This is a genomic window from Fictibacillus sp. Mic-4, from assembly GCF_049843615.1.
Classification (GTDB): domain Bacteria; phylum Bacillota; class Bacilli; order Bacillales; family Fictibacillaceae; genus Fictibacillus_A; species Fictibacillus_A gelatini.
On sequence record NZ_JBBHZM010000013.1, the window covers coordinates 47830 to 62972 of the forward strand.

The 15143-nt window shown below is 43.1% G+C and carries 16 protein-coding genes; 13 read left to right on the plus strand and 3 right to left on the minus strand.

Annotated elements, in window-relative coordinates:
- The first annotated feature begins 48 nt into the window (after positions 1 to 48).
- Positions 49 to 891 carry an STAS domain-containing protein gene (locus tag WD019_RS10465; RefSeq protein WP_425711449.1) on the plus strand — a complete coding sequence of 281 codons (843 nt, stop codon included), beginning with the start codon at positions 49 to 51 and terminating at the stop codon, positions 889 to 891.
- A 28-nt stretch (positions 892 to 919) separates the two neighbouring features.
- On the opposite strand, the gene WD019_RS10470 is transcribed toward WD019_RS10465, so the two are convergent.
- Positions 920 to 1516 carry a hypothetical protein gene (locus tag WD019_RS10470; RefSeq protein ID WP_026677275.1) on the minus strand — a complete coding sequence of 199 codons (597 nt, stop codon included), beginning with the start codon at positions 1514 to 1516 and terminating at the stop codon, positions 920 to 922.
- Positions 1517 to 1912: 396 nt separating this feature from the next.
- Between WD019_RS10470 and mtnK the strand changes: the two genes are divergently transcribed.
- Genes mtnK through WD019_RS10485 form a run of 3 tightly spaced genes read left to right on the plus strand, consistent with a single transcriptional unit; the run spans position 1913 to position 4939 of the window.
- Positions 1913 to 3163 (plus strand): S-methyl-5-thioribose kinase, encoded by a 1251-nt coding sequence (mtnK, locus tag WD019_RS10475; RefSeq protein WP_425711450.1) that lies wholly within the window; start codon positions 1913 to 1915, stop codon positions 3161 to 3163.
- Entirely contained in the window at positions 3160 to 4215 is a 1056-nt protein-coding gene (gene mtnA, locus WD019_RS10480) for an S-methyl-5-thioribose-1-phosphate isomerase (protein ID WP_425711451.1), read from the plus strand. The genes mtnK and mtnA overlap by 4 nt, the downstream gene beginning before the upstream one ends.
- Before the next feature lie 16 nt (positions 4216 to 4231).
- Complete coding sequence (locus WD019_RS10485) at positions 4232 to 4939, plus strand: class II aldolase/adducin family protein (RefSeq protein ID WP_425711452.1); 708 nt, start codon at positions 4232 to 4234, stop codon at positions 4937 to 4939.
- An 89-nt stretch (positions 4940 to 5028) separates the two neighbouring features.
- Here the strand turns inward: WD019_RS10485 and WD019_RS10490 are convergent, their stop codons facing one another.
- A complete protein-coding gene (locus WD019_RS10490; RefSeq protein WP_425711453.1) occupies positions 5029 to 7059 on the minus strand; it encodes a PAS domain S-box protein in 2031 nt (676 codons plus the stop codon).
- Positions 7060 to 7242: 183 nt separating this feature from the next.
- On the opposite strand from WD019_RS10490, the gene WD019_RS10495 reads away from it, so the two are divergent.
- The 4 genes from WD019_RS10495 (at position 7243) to WD019_RS10510 (ending at position 9905) form a co-directional block, all read left to right on the plus strand.
- Entirely contained in the window at positions 7243 to 7800 is a 558-nt protein-coding gene (locus WD019_RS10495; RefSeq protein ID WP_026677277.1) for a manganese efflux pump MntP family protein, read from the plus strand.
- Between the two features lie 494 nt (positions 7801 to 8294).
- Positions 8295 to 8765, plus strand: coding sequence for a low molecular weight protein arginine phosphatase (locus tag WD019_RS10500; protein ID WP_425711454.1), 471 nt, complete (start codon positions 8295 to 8297; stop codon positions 8763 to 8765).
- Between the two features lie 90 nt (positions 8766 to 8855).
- Entirely contained in the window at positions 8856 to 9302 is a 447-nt protein-coding gene (rpiB, locus tag WD019_RS10505) for a ribose 5-phosphate isomerase B (RefSeq protein ID WP_425711455.1), read from the plus strand.
- Positions 9303 to 9332: 30 nt separating this feature from the next.
- Complete coding sequence (locus tag WD019_RS10510; RefSeq protein WP_026677280.1) at positions 9333 to 9905, plus strand: TIGR01440 family protein; 573 nt, start codon at positions 9333 to 9335, stop codon at positions 9903 to 9905.
- Between the two features lie 114 nt (positions 9906 to 10019).
- Here the strand turns inward: WD019_RS10510 and WD019_RS10515 are convergent, their stop codons facing one another.
- The gene (locus WD019_RS10515) at positions 10020 to 10481 is read right to left on the minus strand and encodes a hypothetical protein (protein WP_425711456.1); all 462 of its coding nucleotides are present in this window, start codon (positions 10479 to 10481) and stop codon (positions 10020 to 10022) included.
- A gap of 414 nt (positions 10482 to 10895) precedes the next feature.
- Here WD019_RS10515 and glyA point away from each other — a divergent pair, with 414 nt between their 5' ends.
- From glyA to WD019_RS10540, 5 genes are all read left to right on the plus strand, one after another.
- A complete protein-coding gene (glyA, locus tag WD019_RS10520) occupies positions 10896 to 12131 on the plus strand; it encodes a serine hydroxymethyltransferase (RefSeq protein WP_026677282.1) in 1236 nt (411 codons plus the stop codon).
- Positions 12132 to 12178: 47 nt separating this feature from the next.
- Entirely contained in the window at positions 12179 to 12355 is a 177-nt protein-coding gene (locus WD019_RS10525) for a hypothetical protein (RefSeq protein WP_425711457.1), read from the plus strand.
- A gap of 2 nt (positions 12356 to 12357) precedes the next feature.
- Positions 12358 to 13320, plus strand: coding sequence for a nuclease-related domain-containing protein (locus WD019_RS10530; protein WP_425711476.1), 963 nt, complete (start codon positions 12358 to 12360; stop codon positions 13318 to 13320).
- An 84-nt stretch (positions 13321 to 13404) separates the two neighbouring features.
- On the plus strand, positions 13405 to 14328 hold the full coding sequence (locus WD019_RS10535) for an ABC transporter ATP-binding protein (RefSeq protein WP_425711458.1): 924 nt from the start codon (positions 13405 to 13407) through the stop codon (positions 14326 to 14328).
- Entirely contained in the window at positions 14312 to 15055 is a 744-nt protein-coding gene (locus WD019_RS10540; protein WP_026677285.1) for an ABC transporter permease, read from the plus strand. Before WD019_RS10535 ends, WD019_RS10540 begins: the two co-directional genes overlap by 17 nt.
- Positions 15056 to 15143 lie beyond the last annotated feature (88 nt).

The window sequence follows — 15143 nt, forward strand, 5'->3', positions numbered from 1 at the left end:
TACTATAATGAAAGGTAAGAGTCTTCCAAAATTATAGGGGGAATAAATGTGTGGAACAATCAAGCACTTTATGATTATTTACTTGAAAAGTCAGAGGAAATGTCGAACGAGTGGCTACATTCAAGAGAGCTGAACATCAATTCCAATTATTCATTGAGTGCAGCGGAAGAAGTGACGGAAAGGCTCATCGAACAAAACATTCGGTTAATTCATACGTTAGCAGAAGCGTTTACACAAACGAAAGAAGATACATTGAAAAATGCTACGGACTGGGCGTTTGAAATTGCAGCTGATCGGGCAAGAACCGACACTCCGATTCTCGATGTCATTCAAAACTTTCAGCTGTTTCGCAATATTTTTTGGAGACAAATCCTGACTTTTATAGAGCAAACGTCTTTAACGATATCAATGAGAGAAGCGTTAGAATGGTCTCACGTTTTCCACACAACGTTCGATAAAATTACGGAGAAATTCATCCAGGAATATCAAGAGATTATGAGAACCCGCCTGAATGCCCAACAAGCAATGATTAATGAACTAAGTTCCCCGATTATCCCGATTGCAGAAGAGATTGGCGTATTGCCGATTATCGGGGAAATTGATACAGGGCGGGCAAAATGGATTTTAGAATCGACGATGGATCAGGCGCTACATCTCCGTCTATCCCATCTATTTATCGATTTATCCGGAGTGGCTATCGTTGATACGATGGTTGCCCATCAAATTTTTCAAATTATCGATACGTTAAAACTTCTAGGAGTACAAGTCACCCTCTCCGGAATCCGGCCGGAAATTGCCCAGACGGCAGTTCAATTAGGACTTGACTTCCACGGCATCTCGATCAAAAGTTCATTAAAGGAAGCTTTAAAAAATATTGGTTTTAAAAAATAGAAACAGCTCCCTCAAGTGAAAAGGCCGTTCATGAAACCGATTTTTCCATATCGTAAAGTTCCATGTTTAACAGTCGAATCCGATTGTTTAATGTTTGTTTTTCTTTCGGTGTTAATTTGACTTGCTCAGGCCAATGAAAGACGAATAGCCCGACTAAATCATTGGTTTGGATATGATAAAATGGCACGGACCATAATGAATGGCAAGGCTGGCATTCTGGATGGCCTGTTAACTTTTTCTGTATCGAGTTACTTGTGGCAGATGCCAGATGTTCCTGCTTGCGCAAAGAGGTTAAAATGGATGGCACCGAAAGGCCATTCAATTGAATGGCACAGGAAGTTGGGATGGACGGGGAGGCGCCAAAGTAAAACTTCCCGGATTGTTTGTGAAAGAGTAATAGCGTACAGGAAGCGGGAGTGTACAACTGTTCCATTTCAAGACATAAATTTTTCATGATCGGCTGCCAGACAATGAGGCGATAATGAAATGTGCTAATTAAGTTCTGCTTGATCGCCCCTTTGATTTGTTGTTGCAGCCCGGGAATGCCGAAGATCCGGATATCCCGGTATTTCATAAACTTATTTAGAGCGGAACGAAGCTTGAACGCTCTAACTAGATTAACCATATCGTTCTCCTCCTTTTTGATAGAGAAGATGTCAAAGTGCGATGAGTATCGTTTGTGAGCACTAGCCTTTGCTGTATTCAAAACGTGGTATATTGTCTAACAGTACCACATTGCATGGAAAATTAAACATAAAAAAGACGAGAAAGAGGTTTGCTGATGGCGGCAAGCCTCTTTCTTCGCCACACCGTATAATGAAAGAGTGCCATCGCATCCGGGCGGTCGAATGTTATAAAAGAGGGCTGATCGAATGAACGAAAGAGTCGTTTGCCCGGCCTTTCTCCGGCGTATTATAGGGAGCGGCCTGGCTGAATATTGCTCATTGACACAACTTTCACCCTATTCTAAGATCAAAGATAGAAATGCTGCAATCGTTTCGATTAGGTGGGAGGAGATACAATGGGCTATCGTACATTAACGGAGCAAGATGTCATTTTCTATTTACAAGAGAATGTCGATTTCTTTGACAAAGATGCACAGTTAACGAGCAAAGAAATCGGCGATGGGAACTTAAACTACGTTTTCCATGTGAAAGATGCGGTAAGCGGTAAAAGTGTCATTTGTAAACAGGCTCTTCCGTATGCGAAAGTCGTCGGGGAGTCATGGCCGCTGACAATCGACCGGAGCCGAATCGAATGTGAAGCGTTAAGGGCGGAATATGATCTTTGTCCGGACCTCGTTCCGAAAGTTTACCATTTTAATCAAGAGTTAGCCTTAATTGTGATGGAAGACTTATCGGATTACACGATTATGCGTAAAGGGCTCATTCAGCATGAACAATATCCGGAATTTCCAAAACAAATCGGGCATTTTCTCGCCAAAACCCTCTTTTACACGTCAGACCTTGCGATGGATCCGTTTGAAAAGAAGAAAAATGTGCAAAAGTTTACCAATCCAGAGCTTTGCAAAATTACGGAAGACCTCGTGTATACAGACCCGTTTTATAACGCTGAAACGAATGCTTATAATCCTGAACTGGAAGAGGATGTAAAGGCGTTATGGGGGAACAACGAATTAAAGCTTGAAGTGGCCGAACTGAAGAAGATTTTTATGACGAAAGCAGAAGCGCTTCTGCACGGTGATCTTCATACGGGGAGCATCTTCGTCACGAAAGAAAAGACGAAAGTAATCGATCCGGAGTTTGCCTATTACGGGCCGATGGGATATGATGTCGGGGCATTGATCGCTAATTTCCTCTTAAACTACAATGCCCAGGAAGGCCTTGACCGAACGGAAGAAGAGAAAAAGGCAACGCGCGACTATCTCGCTCAGTCGGTTGTTGATATATGGGAAACGTTTGAACATGAGTTTCGAAACTACTGGTATCATGAGAAAGAGGACGGGTTCTTTAATGAGCGGCTATTAAAAGATTACCAGGATCGTTATATGAAAGAAGTTTTCGAGGATACGATCGGGGTAGCGGGGCTTGAATTAATCCGCCGGACCATCGGGCTGGCCCATGTGGCTGACCAGGAAAGCATTCAAGATCCCACACGGCGCGCGCTGGCGGAAAGGGCCTCTCTTCAATTGGGCGAGAAATTGATTATGAAACGAAAAGAGATCGGTAGCATTCGTAATTTAGTAGAATTCGTTGCGAATCAAACAGCGGTGAAAGTGTTCGCGAAAGGTAAAGGAGACATCGAAGGATGACAACAGTAAAAGAAATTCGCTCCATTGAGTGGAAGGATGATCATTTATATTTGCTCGATCAGACGGTATTGCCGCTTGAGACGAGATTCCTTGAAGTCGGTACAATTGAAGAAGTTTGGGACGCGATCAAAAAGCTAAAGGTTCGCGGCGCGCCTGCCATTGGTGTGGCAGCCGGATATGGGCTTTATCTCGGGGTGAAAGAGGCACCGGAAGAAAGCTTCGCAGCATTTTACAACAAGTTTCAGGAGAAAAAGGAATATCTTGCTTCCTCCCGGCCAACGGCGGTCAATCTTTTCTGGGTGTTAAACCGCCTGGACAAACTCGTGCAAAACAATCGAAACGAATCGCCGGCACAATTGAAAGAGCTGATATTAACGGAAGCCATCCGTATTCATGAAGAGGACGAGGAAGTATGCCGCGCGATTGGCGAACACGGGCTCCCACTTTTGAAAGAAGGAATGGGCATTTTAACCCATTGCAACGCGGGCGGCATTGCTACGGCACGTTACGGCACCGCTCTGTCGCCGATCTATTTGGCGCATGAGGCAGGCATGAAGCTGAAGGTATATGCGGATGAAACGCGCCCGCTATTGCAAGGGGCGAGACTTACTGCATGGGAGCTGCAGCAAGCCGGCATTGATGTAACGCTGATTACGGATAATATGGCCGCATATGTGATGAAAAAAGGATTCATTGATGCGGTGATTGTTGGCTGTGACCGCGTCGCGGCAAATGGGGATACGGCCAATAAAATTGGAACGTACGGGGTGGCTGTTCTTGCAAGAGAGCACAACATTCCGTTTTACGTTGCTGCTCCTCTATCAACGATCGATCCAGGAACGGCGTGCGGAGACGAGATCGAAATTGAAGAGCGGCTTGCTGAAGAAGTAACGGAAGGATTCGGCCGGCGAACCGCACCGTATGGCGTGAAGGTGATGAATCCAGCGTTCGATGTCACGCCGAATGAATACATTACCGCTTTTATTACGGAAAAAGGGATAGTAAAACCAGACTACAAAGAGAATTTGAAAAAGCTTTTTACGCTTGCTTAGAAATGGGTTGGATGGAATGAATCATCATGATGTAAAAGAAGAAATTTGCCGTGTCGGGAAGCTCATTTATGACAAAGGCTTCGTTGCGGCGAATGATGGGAATATTTCCGTTAAAGTGGCCGAAGATCGAGTGATCACGACTCCGACCGGCGTCAGTAAAGGGATGATGACACCTGAGATGATGGTAACGGTCAATCTGGATGGAGAAGTGATCGATGGCCAGTTGAGACCGTCTTCCGAGTTGAAAATGCACCTTCGCGTCTATAAGGAACGGCCGGACGTTCAGGCTGTCGTTCACGCGCATCCGCCGCATGCTACTGCATTTGCGATTGCCGGCATACCGCTCGATAAAGCAATATTGCCAGAGGCAGTCGTTACTCTTGGGACGATTCCAATTGCCGAATACGGAACACCGGGTACGGAAGAGATTCCTGACTCAGTGGCAAAGTATGTCAAGGATCATAACGGATTATTGCTGGAGAGCCACGGCGCTCTCACATGGGCGAAAGATTTGATGGCTGCTTATTTTCTTATGGAAAGCCTGGAGTTTACAGCAACGATTTCGTTTTATGTCAAACAGCTAGGGGCCGAAAGACAGCTATCTACGAGCCGGGTGGCCGAACTAAGAGAGATACGGGAACGAATGGGTATCACCGGGAAGACGCCGGACGGCCTCTCTTCTCCAGACGGTCGTTCGATTGTTGACCCGAAAGAAAGGCGCTAAACCGCCATACTTTAAAACCAGTAATTGAATGAAAGTCGAACCACCTCCGCTTGAATGTTGGAGGTGGTTCTTCGTCGTTGAACATAACCTCAGGAACTCTGCCCTTTAATCGGAAGATGTATGGAAAAGATGCTTCCTTTTCCAATTTCACTAGAAATGTGGATTTTCCCTCCATGGTTTTCGATGATCTTAAAACAAATCATCAGTCCTAAGCCGGTTCCTTTTTCTTTCGTTGTGTAAAATGGTTCTCCGAGTGTTTTTAGCCGGTTCGGAGGAATGCCGCAACCTTCATCCTTAAACGAGATGACCAATTCGTTATCGGCTTGTTTCACGTTAATATATACGTTTCCGCCGTCAGGCATCGCTTCAATGGCATTTTTCAAAAGGTTGATAAATACTTGCTTCATCTGGTCTTCGACACAAAGAATGGATGGCAAATCACTCTGGTAATGATAATAGATTTGCACATTCATTAAAATGGCCTGAGTTTTTATTAATGAAATGACATGCTCAATTAGTGTACTTATATTGGTTAACGTAAAATTCAAGACCTGGGGCTTTGAAAGCAGCATAAATTCACTGACAATGCCGTTAATCCGATCAATTTCTGATAACATGATTTCAAAATAGTCCCTGTTTTCAGTTGCCGTCGACTGAAGTAGCTGCAGGAATCCTTTGATTGAAGTTAATGGATTTCGAATTTCGTGTGCGACTCCGGCTGCAAGCTGGCCTAAAACGGATAATTTATCCGACTTTCTTAACATTTCTTCCGTCTTTTTGCGATCCGTGATATCGCGTGCGACGACTACAATGCTGTTAATTCGACAATCCTCTCCGACAACGGGGGTAACGCTCGCTTCAAGAAATACCCATTTGCCGTCTGCATGCTTGCATCTCACTTCTAATTTAACGGGTTTTTTTGTATGCATTAGATTTCCAAGTAATGATGTCAATTGGTCGATATCATCAGGATGGAAAAAGTCGAAGGATTGTTTTCCAATTTGCTCGTTTGCCTCATACCCTAGAATCGTTTTGATCGATGGAGAGGCGTAGTTAATTTTGCCGTAGACATCGATGACACAAATTAAATCTGTTGTATTTTCAGCGATAATCCGGTATTTTTCTTCACTTTCTTTTAATGCTTCTTCTCTCTGTTTACTTTTGGTAATGTCCCGCGAAATGACGGAGAAAGCGGTAATCTGGCCTTCCTCATTAAAAATCGGGGATAAAGTTAAGCTTGAATTGATGGGTGTACCATTTTTATGGATTCGCACGGCTTCATAATTTTTAATTTGGACTCCTTGAGCAACAAGGGTTGTTAACCGAAGGGCGTCTTCCAGGTCCCACTCGGGAACAATGGGCATGATCGGGCTTTTGCGATTCGACAAATCTTCCTGTTTCCATCCATAGATTTTTTCAAACGCGGGATTGACACGGAGGCCGCTGAAAAAGTCCAAGAAATTTTCAAAAATGCTTTTTCCTAAAAAATACATCCCCACTTTGGTAAGCGAAATGCATTGTAAACACGATGCTATCCCCCACTTCCTAAGTGAAAAATACTGTTTTTTTGGGTTTTGGTTTTTCAAAAATTTTAGTTTTTTATTAAAAGGAACTTTTTCAGTGGCTTCATTGACACGGACGGAGTTGTCTTCAAAATTTGTAATGGTAATGGCGTCAGCTGAATTCGTAAAAAGCGCTTCCAAATATTCTTTTGTCGCAATAAGTTCTTTCTCTTTCTGCTTTTTTTCCGTTATGTCCAGGCAAAACCCGATAATTTCAATTACCTTCCCGTCCTGCCGTATAGGGCTAAGGGCTGTTAAATATGGAATGCCTGCATAGCTTCCTTCATAAGATAAACTTTCGCCGTTCCAAACTTTGTTATAACTTTCGATTTTAAACTCAAGCAAATGTTCTGGTACTATTTCTTCCAGTTTCTTTCCTTTCATATGTTCAGGGCCACAGCCAAATTGTTTAAATAATTCTCCATCTGCTTCGGTACAAATAAACGTTTCGCCTATTTTTTTCAACTTAAAAAACAGACTAGCTTGTTTTGTCGTCGCTTCCATTAGGCACGTTTGAGGACCGTTGCTGGTCACATAAGTTGTTTCGGTGTTCTTCATTCTAAGCGTCCTCCTTTTGACCCGTATCTTGTTATAATAAAAATACGTCAAAAGTCATGAATTACCTTCTATTTTTTAAATTAACGCAAAGTTGGGAATATTCGGAAACTTTGTTTAGACATATCCTCATTCTATTCCCCTCTGGACATGCATAGATTGAAGTAATGGAGGAGGGGGGACCGCATGAATATCAGTACAATCGGGGAATGGTTAACACTTTTTTTTATGTCATTTGCTCTTGGAATGGATGCCTTTTCCATAGGACTGGGGATGGGGATGCTAGAACTCCGCCTTCGTCAAATTTTAAAAATAGGAATAACGATTGGTATTTTCCATATGGCGATGCCGCTTGTCGGATTAACGTTAGGAAGGCAAATCTCGGAACATTTTGGCGGAATAGCAGCAATGATCGGCGGCTTCTTGCTGCTTCTGCTCGGGATCCAGATGATTCGCTCCTCTTTTCAATCAGGAGGGCAGCCTTTTGTTCAACCGGTTGGCGTAGGATTATTTGTTTTCGCGATGAGTGCCAGTCTCGATAGTTTTTCCGTCGGTTTAAGTCTCGGCATTTTTGGTGCGCGGACATTTGTCACCATTATGATGTTTGGTTTGATGAGCATGATTTTAACATGGTCAGGTCTGCTTGTCGGGAGAAAAATGCAAGAGTGGCTCGGAACATATAGCGAGGCTCTAGGAGGTTTTATTTTGTTTGCTTTCGGGATTAAACTCCTCTTGCCAATATAGGCAAAGTAGTGCCCTTTCAGTTAAGAAAGTTCTTATTTTCAAGAATCCATTTTCGCCTGTAAAAAAATAAAAAAATAGAAGCAAAAAATAGGATCAAACTTCTCTAGTGTGGTGCTATTTTCATGGCATTTGGACAATAAACAGTTGATTTCCGACAATAAATCGATTCCATCGGACAATCAATGGCCTGTGTCGGACAATAAATTTAGTATTTTGTACACTTATTTGTCCAAAAGTAAGATGTTATTGTCTAAACCGGATGACTTATTGTCTAAATAAGAGCACTTATTGTCCGAGACGAAATCATTTTAAATGATGTAACGATTCGTGACCGTTTTTCCTCATTTCCAAGATCTAACGAGGTGTTCTTAAAATAACGAATGTTCGAGTACTGAAATTCAAACTATTTTTCTAGAAGGGGCAGTAGGAAGGTTGGCGAGCTGGGCCAATCTTTTTTATAATGGTAAATAAAACGATCTTAGAGGTGAACGGCAGTGAAAAAAGTTTTGTTCGTTTGTACAGGGAATACGTGTAGAAGCCCGATGGCTAAAGCGCTACTTGAACATATAGGGAAAGATGAATTTGAAGTAAAGTCGGCGGGAATCTTTGCTGTGAACGGGCAGGCGCCAAGTGCTCACGCCGTTACCGCACTTTCTGAAAAAGGAGTCGAGCTCGATCATTCTTCCGCTATGCTGACGGACGATTTGATCCAATGGGCTGATCTCATATTGACGATGACCGAAAATCATAAACGTACGATTTTTAACCAGTTTCCGAAAGCCATCGAAAAAACATTTACGTTAAAAGAGTATGTCTATAAATGGGCATCTCCCGAACAGACAGAAGAAAATGAAATTTCGTCTTTTGATGTGTCAGATCCGTACGGCGGAACGTTAAATGTTTATAAAAAAACGTGTGAGGAATTGGAAGAGCTTATTCAAGAGATGATAAAACGAACGCTTTAAATTATTTAAAATGAAAGTTGAATCTATAAGCAAATCGAATTACAATGTAAGCTAGTAGAACGTAGACTTACTACTGGGAGGACGTATAAAATGAAAGTCGCAATTGGCTCTGATCACGCAGGTGTTCAGCTACGTCAAGAAATTGTCCAAATGATGAAGGAATTAGGAATTGAAGTGGTAGATATCGGCTGTGAATGCGGGACTTCAGTCGATTATCCGGATTATGCGGTTCCGGTTGCGGAAAAAGTAGCAAAGGGCGAGGTCGATCGCGGTATACTCATTTGCGGAACTGGGATCGGAATGAGCATCGCGGCGAATAAAGTGAAAGGTGTACGCTGTGCATTAGTGCATGATCTTTTCAGTGCAAAAGCAACACGTCAGCATAATGACTCGAACGTCCTGGCGATGGGAGAAAGGGTCATTGGTCCCGGACTCGCACTCGAAATTGCAAAAGTATGGCTGACGACGGAATATGAAGGCGGACGCCACGGACGCCGTGTAGATAAAATTACGCAATATGAAAATCAATCAGTTTAACTTAAAGTTAAAAAGGGGACGAATTTAAAAATGAGTGGCCAGCTGGACAAAATTAAAGAGCAGGTCCTTCAAGCCTTATCCGATCTACAAAAGGAAGCTCACCTTGGACCGGATCAGTTGCTCGTGATCGGTGCAAGCACGAGCGAGGTTATTGGAGAGAAAATCGGAACGTCGGGAACAATGGAGACGGCTCAAGCGTTGTTTGAAGGAATTCAAATTTTTCAGGAAGAAACAGGTGTAGCTCTTGCTTTTCAATGTTGTGAACACTTGAATCGAGCGCTGGTCGTCGAACGTGAAGTGGCTGATAAGAGAAACTATGAAATGGTTCGTGTCATTCCTGCCCGCTCAGCAGGCGGCGCACTTGCGACTTTCGCTTACCATCACTTAAAAAACCCTGTCATCGTGGAGTTCATTAAGGCCGATGCAGGAATTGACATTGGCGACACATTAATTGGCATGCATTTGCGCCATGTTGCCGTTCCCGTGCGCAGCCGGGTGAAATCGATTGGCGAAGCCCACATTACGTTAGCGAGAACGAGGCCGAAGCTCATCGGCGGAGAACGCGCCGTCTATCCGAACAAAGAAGACATTCGCTGTTTTTAAAATGAAAGAGGACAACCATGCAGGTTGCCCTCTTTTTATATATCGGATCAATCATAGGCGGAAGTGGGCTTCTTGCCTCTTGCTTCCGAACCAACTCGTGAACCAAGTTGGTTCCTAGCTTTCTTCAATTAACGTCGCCTGGATCAATAGTTTTCCGGAATTGGCCTCTTTTCCTCTAAAACTTCCATAAACGGTTACTTTATCTCCATTTTTTAAACCGTTGTTCATTGTATAGTTTAATACTTTAAACGTCTCGTTTTTATTTCCTAGTTTTACAATAAGATTAAAGGAGCCACCCATGCCTTTCGTAAGGGCTTTGACATCTCCTGAAATTTCCCCGCTCGCTTTTACCGTCGTACCCTTATGTTTTTCAGGCTCGCTGATGAGTCCTTTATTTACATCAACGGCTTCTTTCTTTAATAGTTTGATGCTTTCAGCTTGTTCTTTTTGCAGGGCCGCTGCTGTTTCCTGCTTTTCTTTTTTATGTTCTTTCGGCTCGGCGGATTTTGTCTCACTGCAAGCGGCAAGACTTAATGCCATCGATAAACCGAGCATCATACATGCAATTTTTTTCATAGTAGTTTTCACCTTTCGTTAATCTTGTCACCGCTTTCTATTCTATCATGTTTTCACTTCCGAAAAAAAGTAATTTTCTGAACTCATTGAACAGTGGGCATATTGACCTTGTTTATTGAGCAGAAGCGTCTTCATGCCATCTAGTTGTTCCAATATATTCCTTACCACTTTTGAAAAGAAGGGTGCTATCATTCATAACATTGTGTATGTTAAAATACGAGTAGAGGTTGTTCAAAAAGTCCGGGAAAAATAGCTGTCGAATCTCATCGTTGGCTTGCTTTTGCGCTGCTCACGTATTAAAAAGCATACGTTCCGCTGCTCAAAGCTTCGCCGCCTCGATCTTCTCGGCTCTTTTTGTCCTCCTTTTTGAACATGACGTTAAGAAAAATTGTGTAACTAGGGAGGAAGCAAAACGTGGAAAAGCTAGCTGTACAAGACAAAGAAGTGTTTGCCGCCATTCAAGATGAATTAGGCCGCCAGCGCAGCAAAATTGAGCTTATCGCTTCAGAAAACTTTGTAAGTGAAGCGGTTATGGAAGCTCAAGGATCTGTGCTTACAAATAAGTATGCTGAAGGATATCCTGGCCGCCGCTATTACGGTGGATGTGAATATGTGGATGTTGTAGAAAATTTAGCCCGTGATCGCGCTAAAGAAATTTTCGGTGCAGAACACGCAAACGTACAGCCTCATTCGGGGGCACAGGCTAACATGGGAGTTTATTTTACGATTCTTGAACCTGGCGATACAGTGCTTGGAATGAACCTTTCCCACGGGGGACATTTGACACACGGCAGCCCGGTTAACTTTTCTGGGACGTTGTACAATTTTGTCGAATATGGCGTAGACAAAGAAACACACCGCATCGATTACGATGATGTCCGCCAAAAGGCAAAAGAGCATAAGCCGAAGCTGATCGTTGCCGGCGCAAGTGCATATCCTCGCGCGATTGACTTTAAAAAGTTCCGTGAAATTGCGGATGAAGTCGGCGCTTACTTAATGGTCGATATGGCTCACATTGCAGGGCTAGTTGCAGCAGGGCTTCATGAAAACCCGGTTCCATATGCGGATTTTGTCACAACAACAACGCATAAAACGCTTCGCGGACCACGCGGCGGCATGATTTTATGTAAAGAAGAATTCGCGAAGAAAATTGACAAATCCATTTTCCCTGGCATCCAGGGCGGACCGCTCATGCATGTCATTGCCGCTAAAGCTGTTGCCTTCGGTGAAGCGTTAACGGATGACTTCAAAGATTATGCGAAGCGGATCGTTGACAATGCGAAACGTTTAGCAGATTCGTTGAAAAAAGAAGGAATTACGCTTGTATCCGGCGGCACAGATAATCACCTCGTGTTAATCGACGTGAGCACGCTTGGCACAACAGGTAAAGTAGCGGAAAAAGCGCTTGATGACATCGGCATTACAGTGAACAAAAATACGATTCCATTCGAAACGCAAAGCCCATTTGTCACAAGCGGCATTCGTATTGGTACGGCTGCGGTAACGACTCGCGGCTTCGGGCTTGAAGACATGGATGAAATTGCCTCCATCATCGCATTTGTCTTGAAAAACGTTGAAGACGAAGCAAAAATTAAAGAAGCGATTCCACGTGTAGAAGCATTAGCGAACAAATATAAGTTATACGAGTAAGATTGAAAGCTGTCGGGAAGACCCCGGCAGCTTTTTCTGTGGAGGAAGTGGAGGAAACCGGATTTGGCGGAATTCTTTCTCAAGTCGGCGGAATTATGTTCAATATCGGCGGAATTTTATTTGAATTTGGCGGAATTAATATGAATCTTAAAAACGTAATCAGCAGGAATTCACGAGTTTATGTCGAAATAGATCGAAAAATAAGAAGGAGTGAGACGCTTTGATTGTGAAACAAAGAAAAATCCCCATAAAAATTAAAAAGTTAGAAGCTTTATTACGAAGATTGCCAAAGCACCATCCAAAACGAAGCGAAATTGAAGTCGATCTCGCAAAAAGTTTAGCGGGTTATAAGGGAGAACAGTCTTTAGATTACTATTTAAGCTTCCTCCCGGCTGACGAATACTTTATTCTCCATGACCTTCGGCTTTCGGGAGGAAACTACTACTTCCAACTCGATACATTCATCATCTCATCGTCTTTTCTTCTCATCCTGGAAGTTAAGAATCTCTCAGGAACGCTCCAATTTGATCAAATCTTTCATCAACTTCTACGTACAAATGGTGAAAAAGAGGAAGTATTCCCAGATCCGGTCCAGCAGGTCGAACATCAACGGTTTCAGCTTAAGAAGTGGCTGGAAAATAACCGTTTTTCTTCCATACCGATTGAACCCCTCGTTGTCATTTCAAATCCACAAGCCATCATTAAAACAACATCCAGGGACAGTCGTTTATTGCCGCCTGTCATTCGCAATTCAAGCCTTTTCAAAACAATCCATCAGATGAAAGAAATTCATCAAGAAGAGAAACTATCGAAAAAAGATATTAGAAAATTATGTAGACTTCTATTAAAACACGATATTCCGAACAACCCCGATATGCTGGAGCGATATCAAATCTCCGAATTTGAACTTATAGCAGGTGTTCAATGCCCCGCTTGCGATGCGATTCCGATGGAAAGAAAGAGGGGGAAGTGGATTTGTTCCCATTGTTTTACCTCTTCAAAAGATGCCCATATCCGTGCTTTAAATGATTATGTTCTCCTTTTTCAGTCAAGCATTACAAATGAACAGATGCGAAGCTTTTTAAAACTTTCCTCCCCCAATGTTGCGAATAAATTGCTCAGACAAATGAATATCCCATATTCAGGAACAACAAAAGGAAGAGCGTATAGTTTGTCTTTCGACGAATAAAAAAGACATATGGGTATGAAAGGGAAAATAGGATGTTATGTCTAATATTTTAGTATTGAAGAAAATAACAGTGGGAGGTTTTTCATGTCAACGGTAATTACGGTTCAACAGCTTTCCAAGCGTTATGGCACGGTTCAGGCGGTGAACGACATTTCTTTTAATGTTGAAAGAGGCGAGATTTTTGGAATTATCGGTCCGAACGGCGCCGGAAAGACGACAACGATTGAAATATTGGAAGGGTTAAGAAAACGGGATGGCGGACTTGTCGAAGTGTTGGGCCTTGATCCGCAAAAAAACCGGACGGCATTAAATGAGAAAATCGGTGTCCAATATCAGGCGACATCGATTCAAAAAAAGATGAAAGTGAAAGAGGCGGTGGATTTATTTTCTTCGTTTTATTCTCGTAAAGAAAACAGTAAGGACATTATCGAGATATTAGGTTTGGAAGAAAAAATGAATCACTTTTTTGGCGATTTATCCGGGGGCTGGAAACAGCGCGTCACGCTTGCCCTGGCCACGCTTCATCAGCCGGAAATCGTCTTTCTTGATGAACCGAGCATGGGACTTGACCCGCATGCTAGGCGGGAACTCTGGTCAATTATTCAGCTATTAAGGGATTGCGGCTGTACGATCGTTGTAACAACCCACTACATGGAAGAAGCCGAGAAGCTGTGTGACAGGGTAGCCATGATTTACAACGGTGAAATTAAAGCATTAAACGAGCCCCGTCTACTGTTAGATGAGATGGCCGTCAACTATTTGTCGTTTTACAGCAATGAAATTGACGAGCTTCAATTAGCCGCACTTCCCGGAGTGGTCAAAGTTGAAAACGAGGAGTTCTTTTTCAAAGTCTTTACCGAAACGATGCAGCAAACCGCCTATTATTTGTTCAAGCATTGTGAAGAACACGCTATCTCACTCACTGACTTTAAATTTGAAAAAGGGACGCTCGACGATCTGTTCGTACATTTTTTAGAAAAGGGGAAAAAAGATGAACGCATTGGCTAAATTAACGATCCTGGAAACGAAAATGTTTTTCCGTGATAAAATGCAAGTGTTCTGGACGTTTTTATTTCCTGTGCTCATGATCTGGTTGTTTGGCTCAATGTTCAAAGATGGGAAAATTGGCGGGCTGACTTTCGCTGAAGCGTATGTGCCGTCATGGATCGGTGTGAACATTGTAACGACCGCATTTTTTACATTGGGAACAGTGCTTGCCTCTTACAGGGAAACGGGAGTCTTGCGCAGATACCAATCGACGCCGCTGAAACCGTGGAAAATATTATTTGCCCATACGGTGCAGGGAACCGTCATTTTTGCGATCTCCGCCGTCATTCTGGCGATATTCGGCAGCTTATTATTTCATTTAGGCATGCCTAAATACCTCGGCAGCACACTTCTCGCCCTGGTCATCAGCATCGTTTCTTTCTTTCCGCTCGCCTTGTTCTTAACTTCGCTTGGAAAAAACACACAAACGTCAGCCGCGATTAGCTCGTTATGCCTTAACTTAATGATGTTCTTATCAGGAGCGACATTTCCGCTGCAAATGATGCCCGACTTTTTGCAATATGTGGCCAAAGCATTGCCGCTCTACTATGTTATTGAATTGCTCCGCGCCACATGGAATACTGCGCCGATATGGGAACGTGGGACGGACGTTATTGTACTTCTCGGAATTGCCGTTATCTCAATCGTACTTTCCTCTCGATTCTTTCGCTGGAGTGATAAGAGTTAAATTTCCCCAACTTGAACTGACGCCCTTTTTTCTGTAAAATTTGTAGAAGTGAGTTTGTCGCATAGAAGGGCTGGCTCTGATTGGAAAG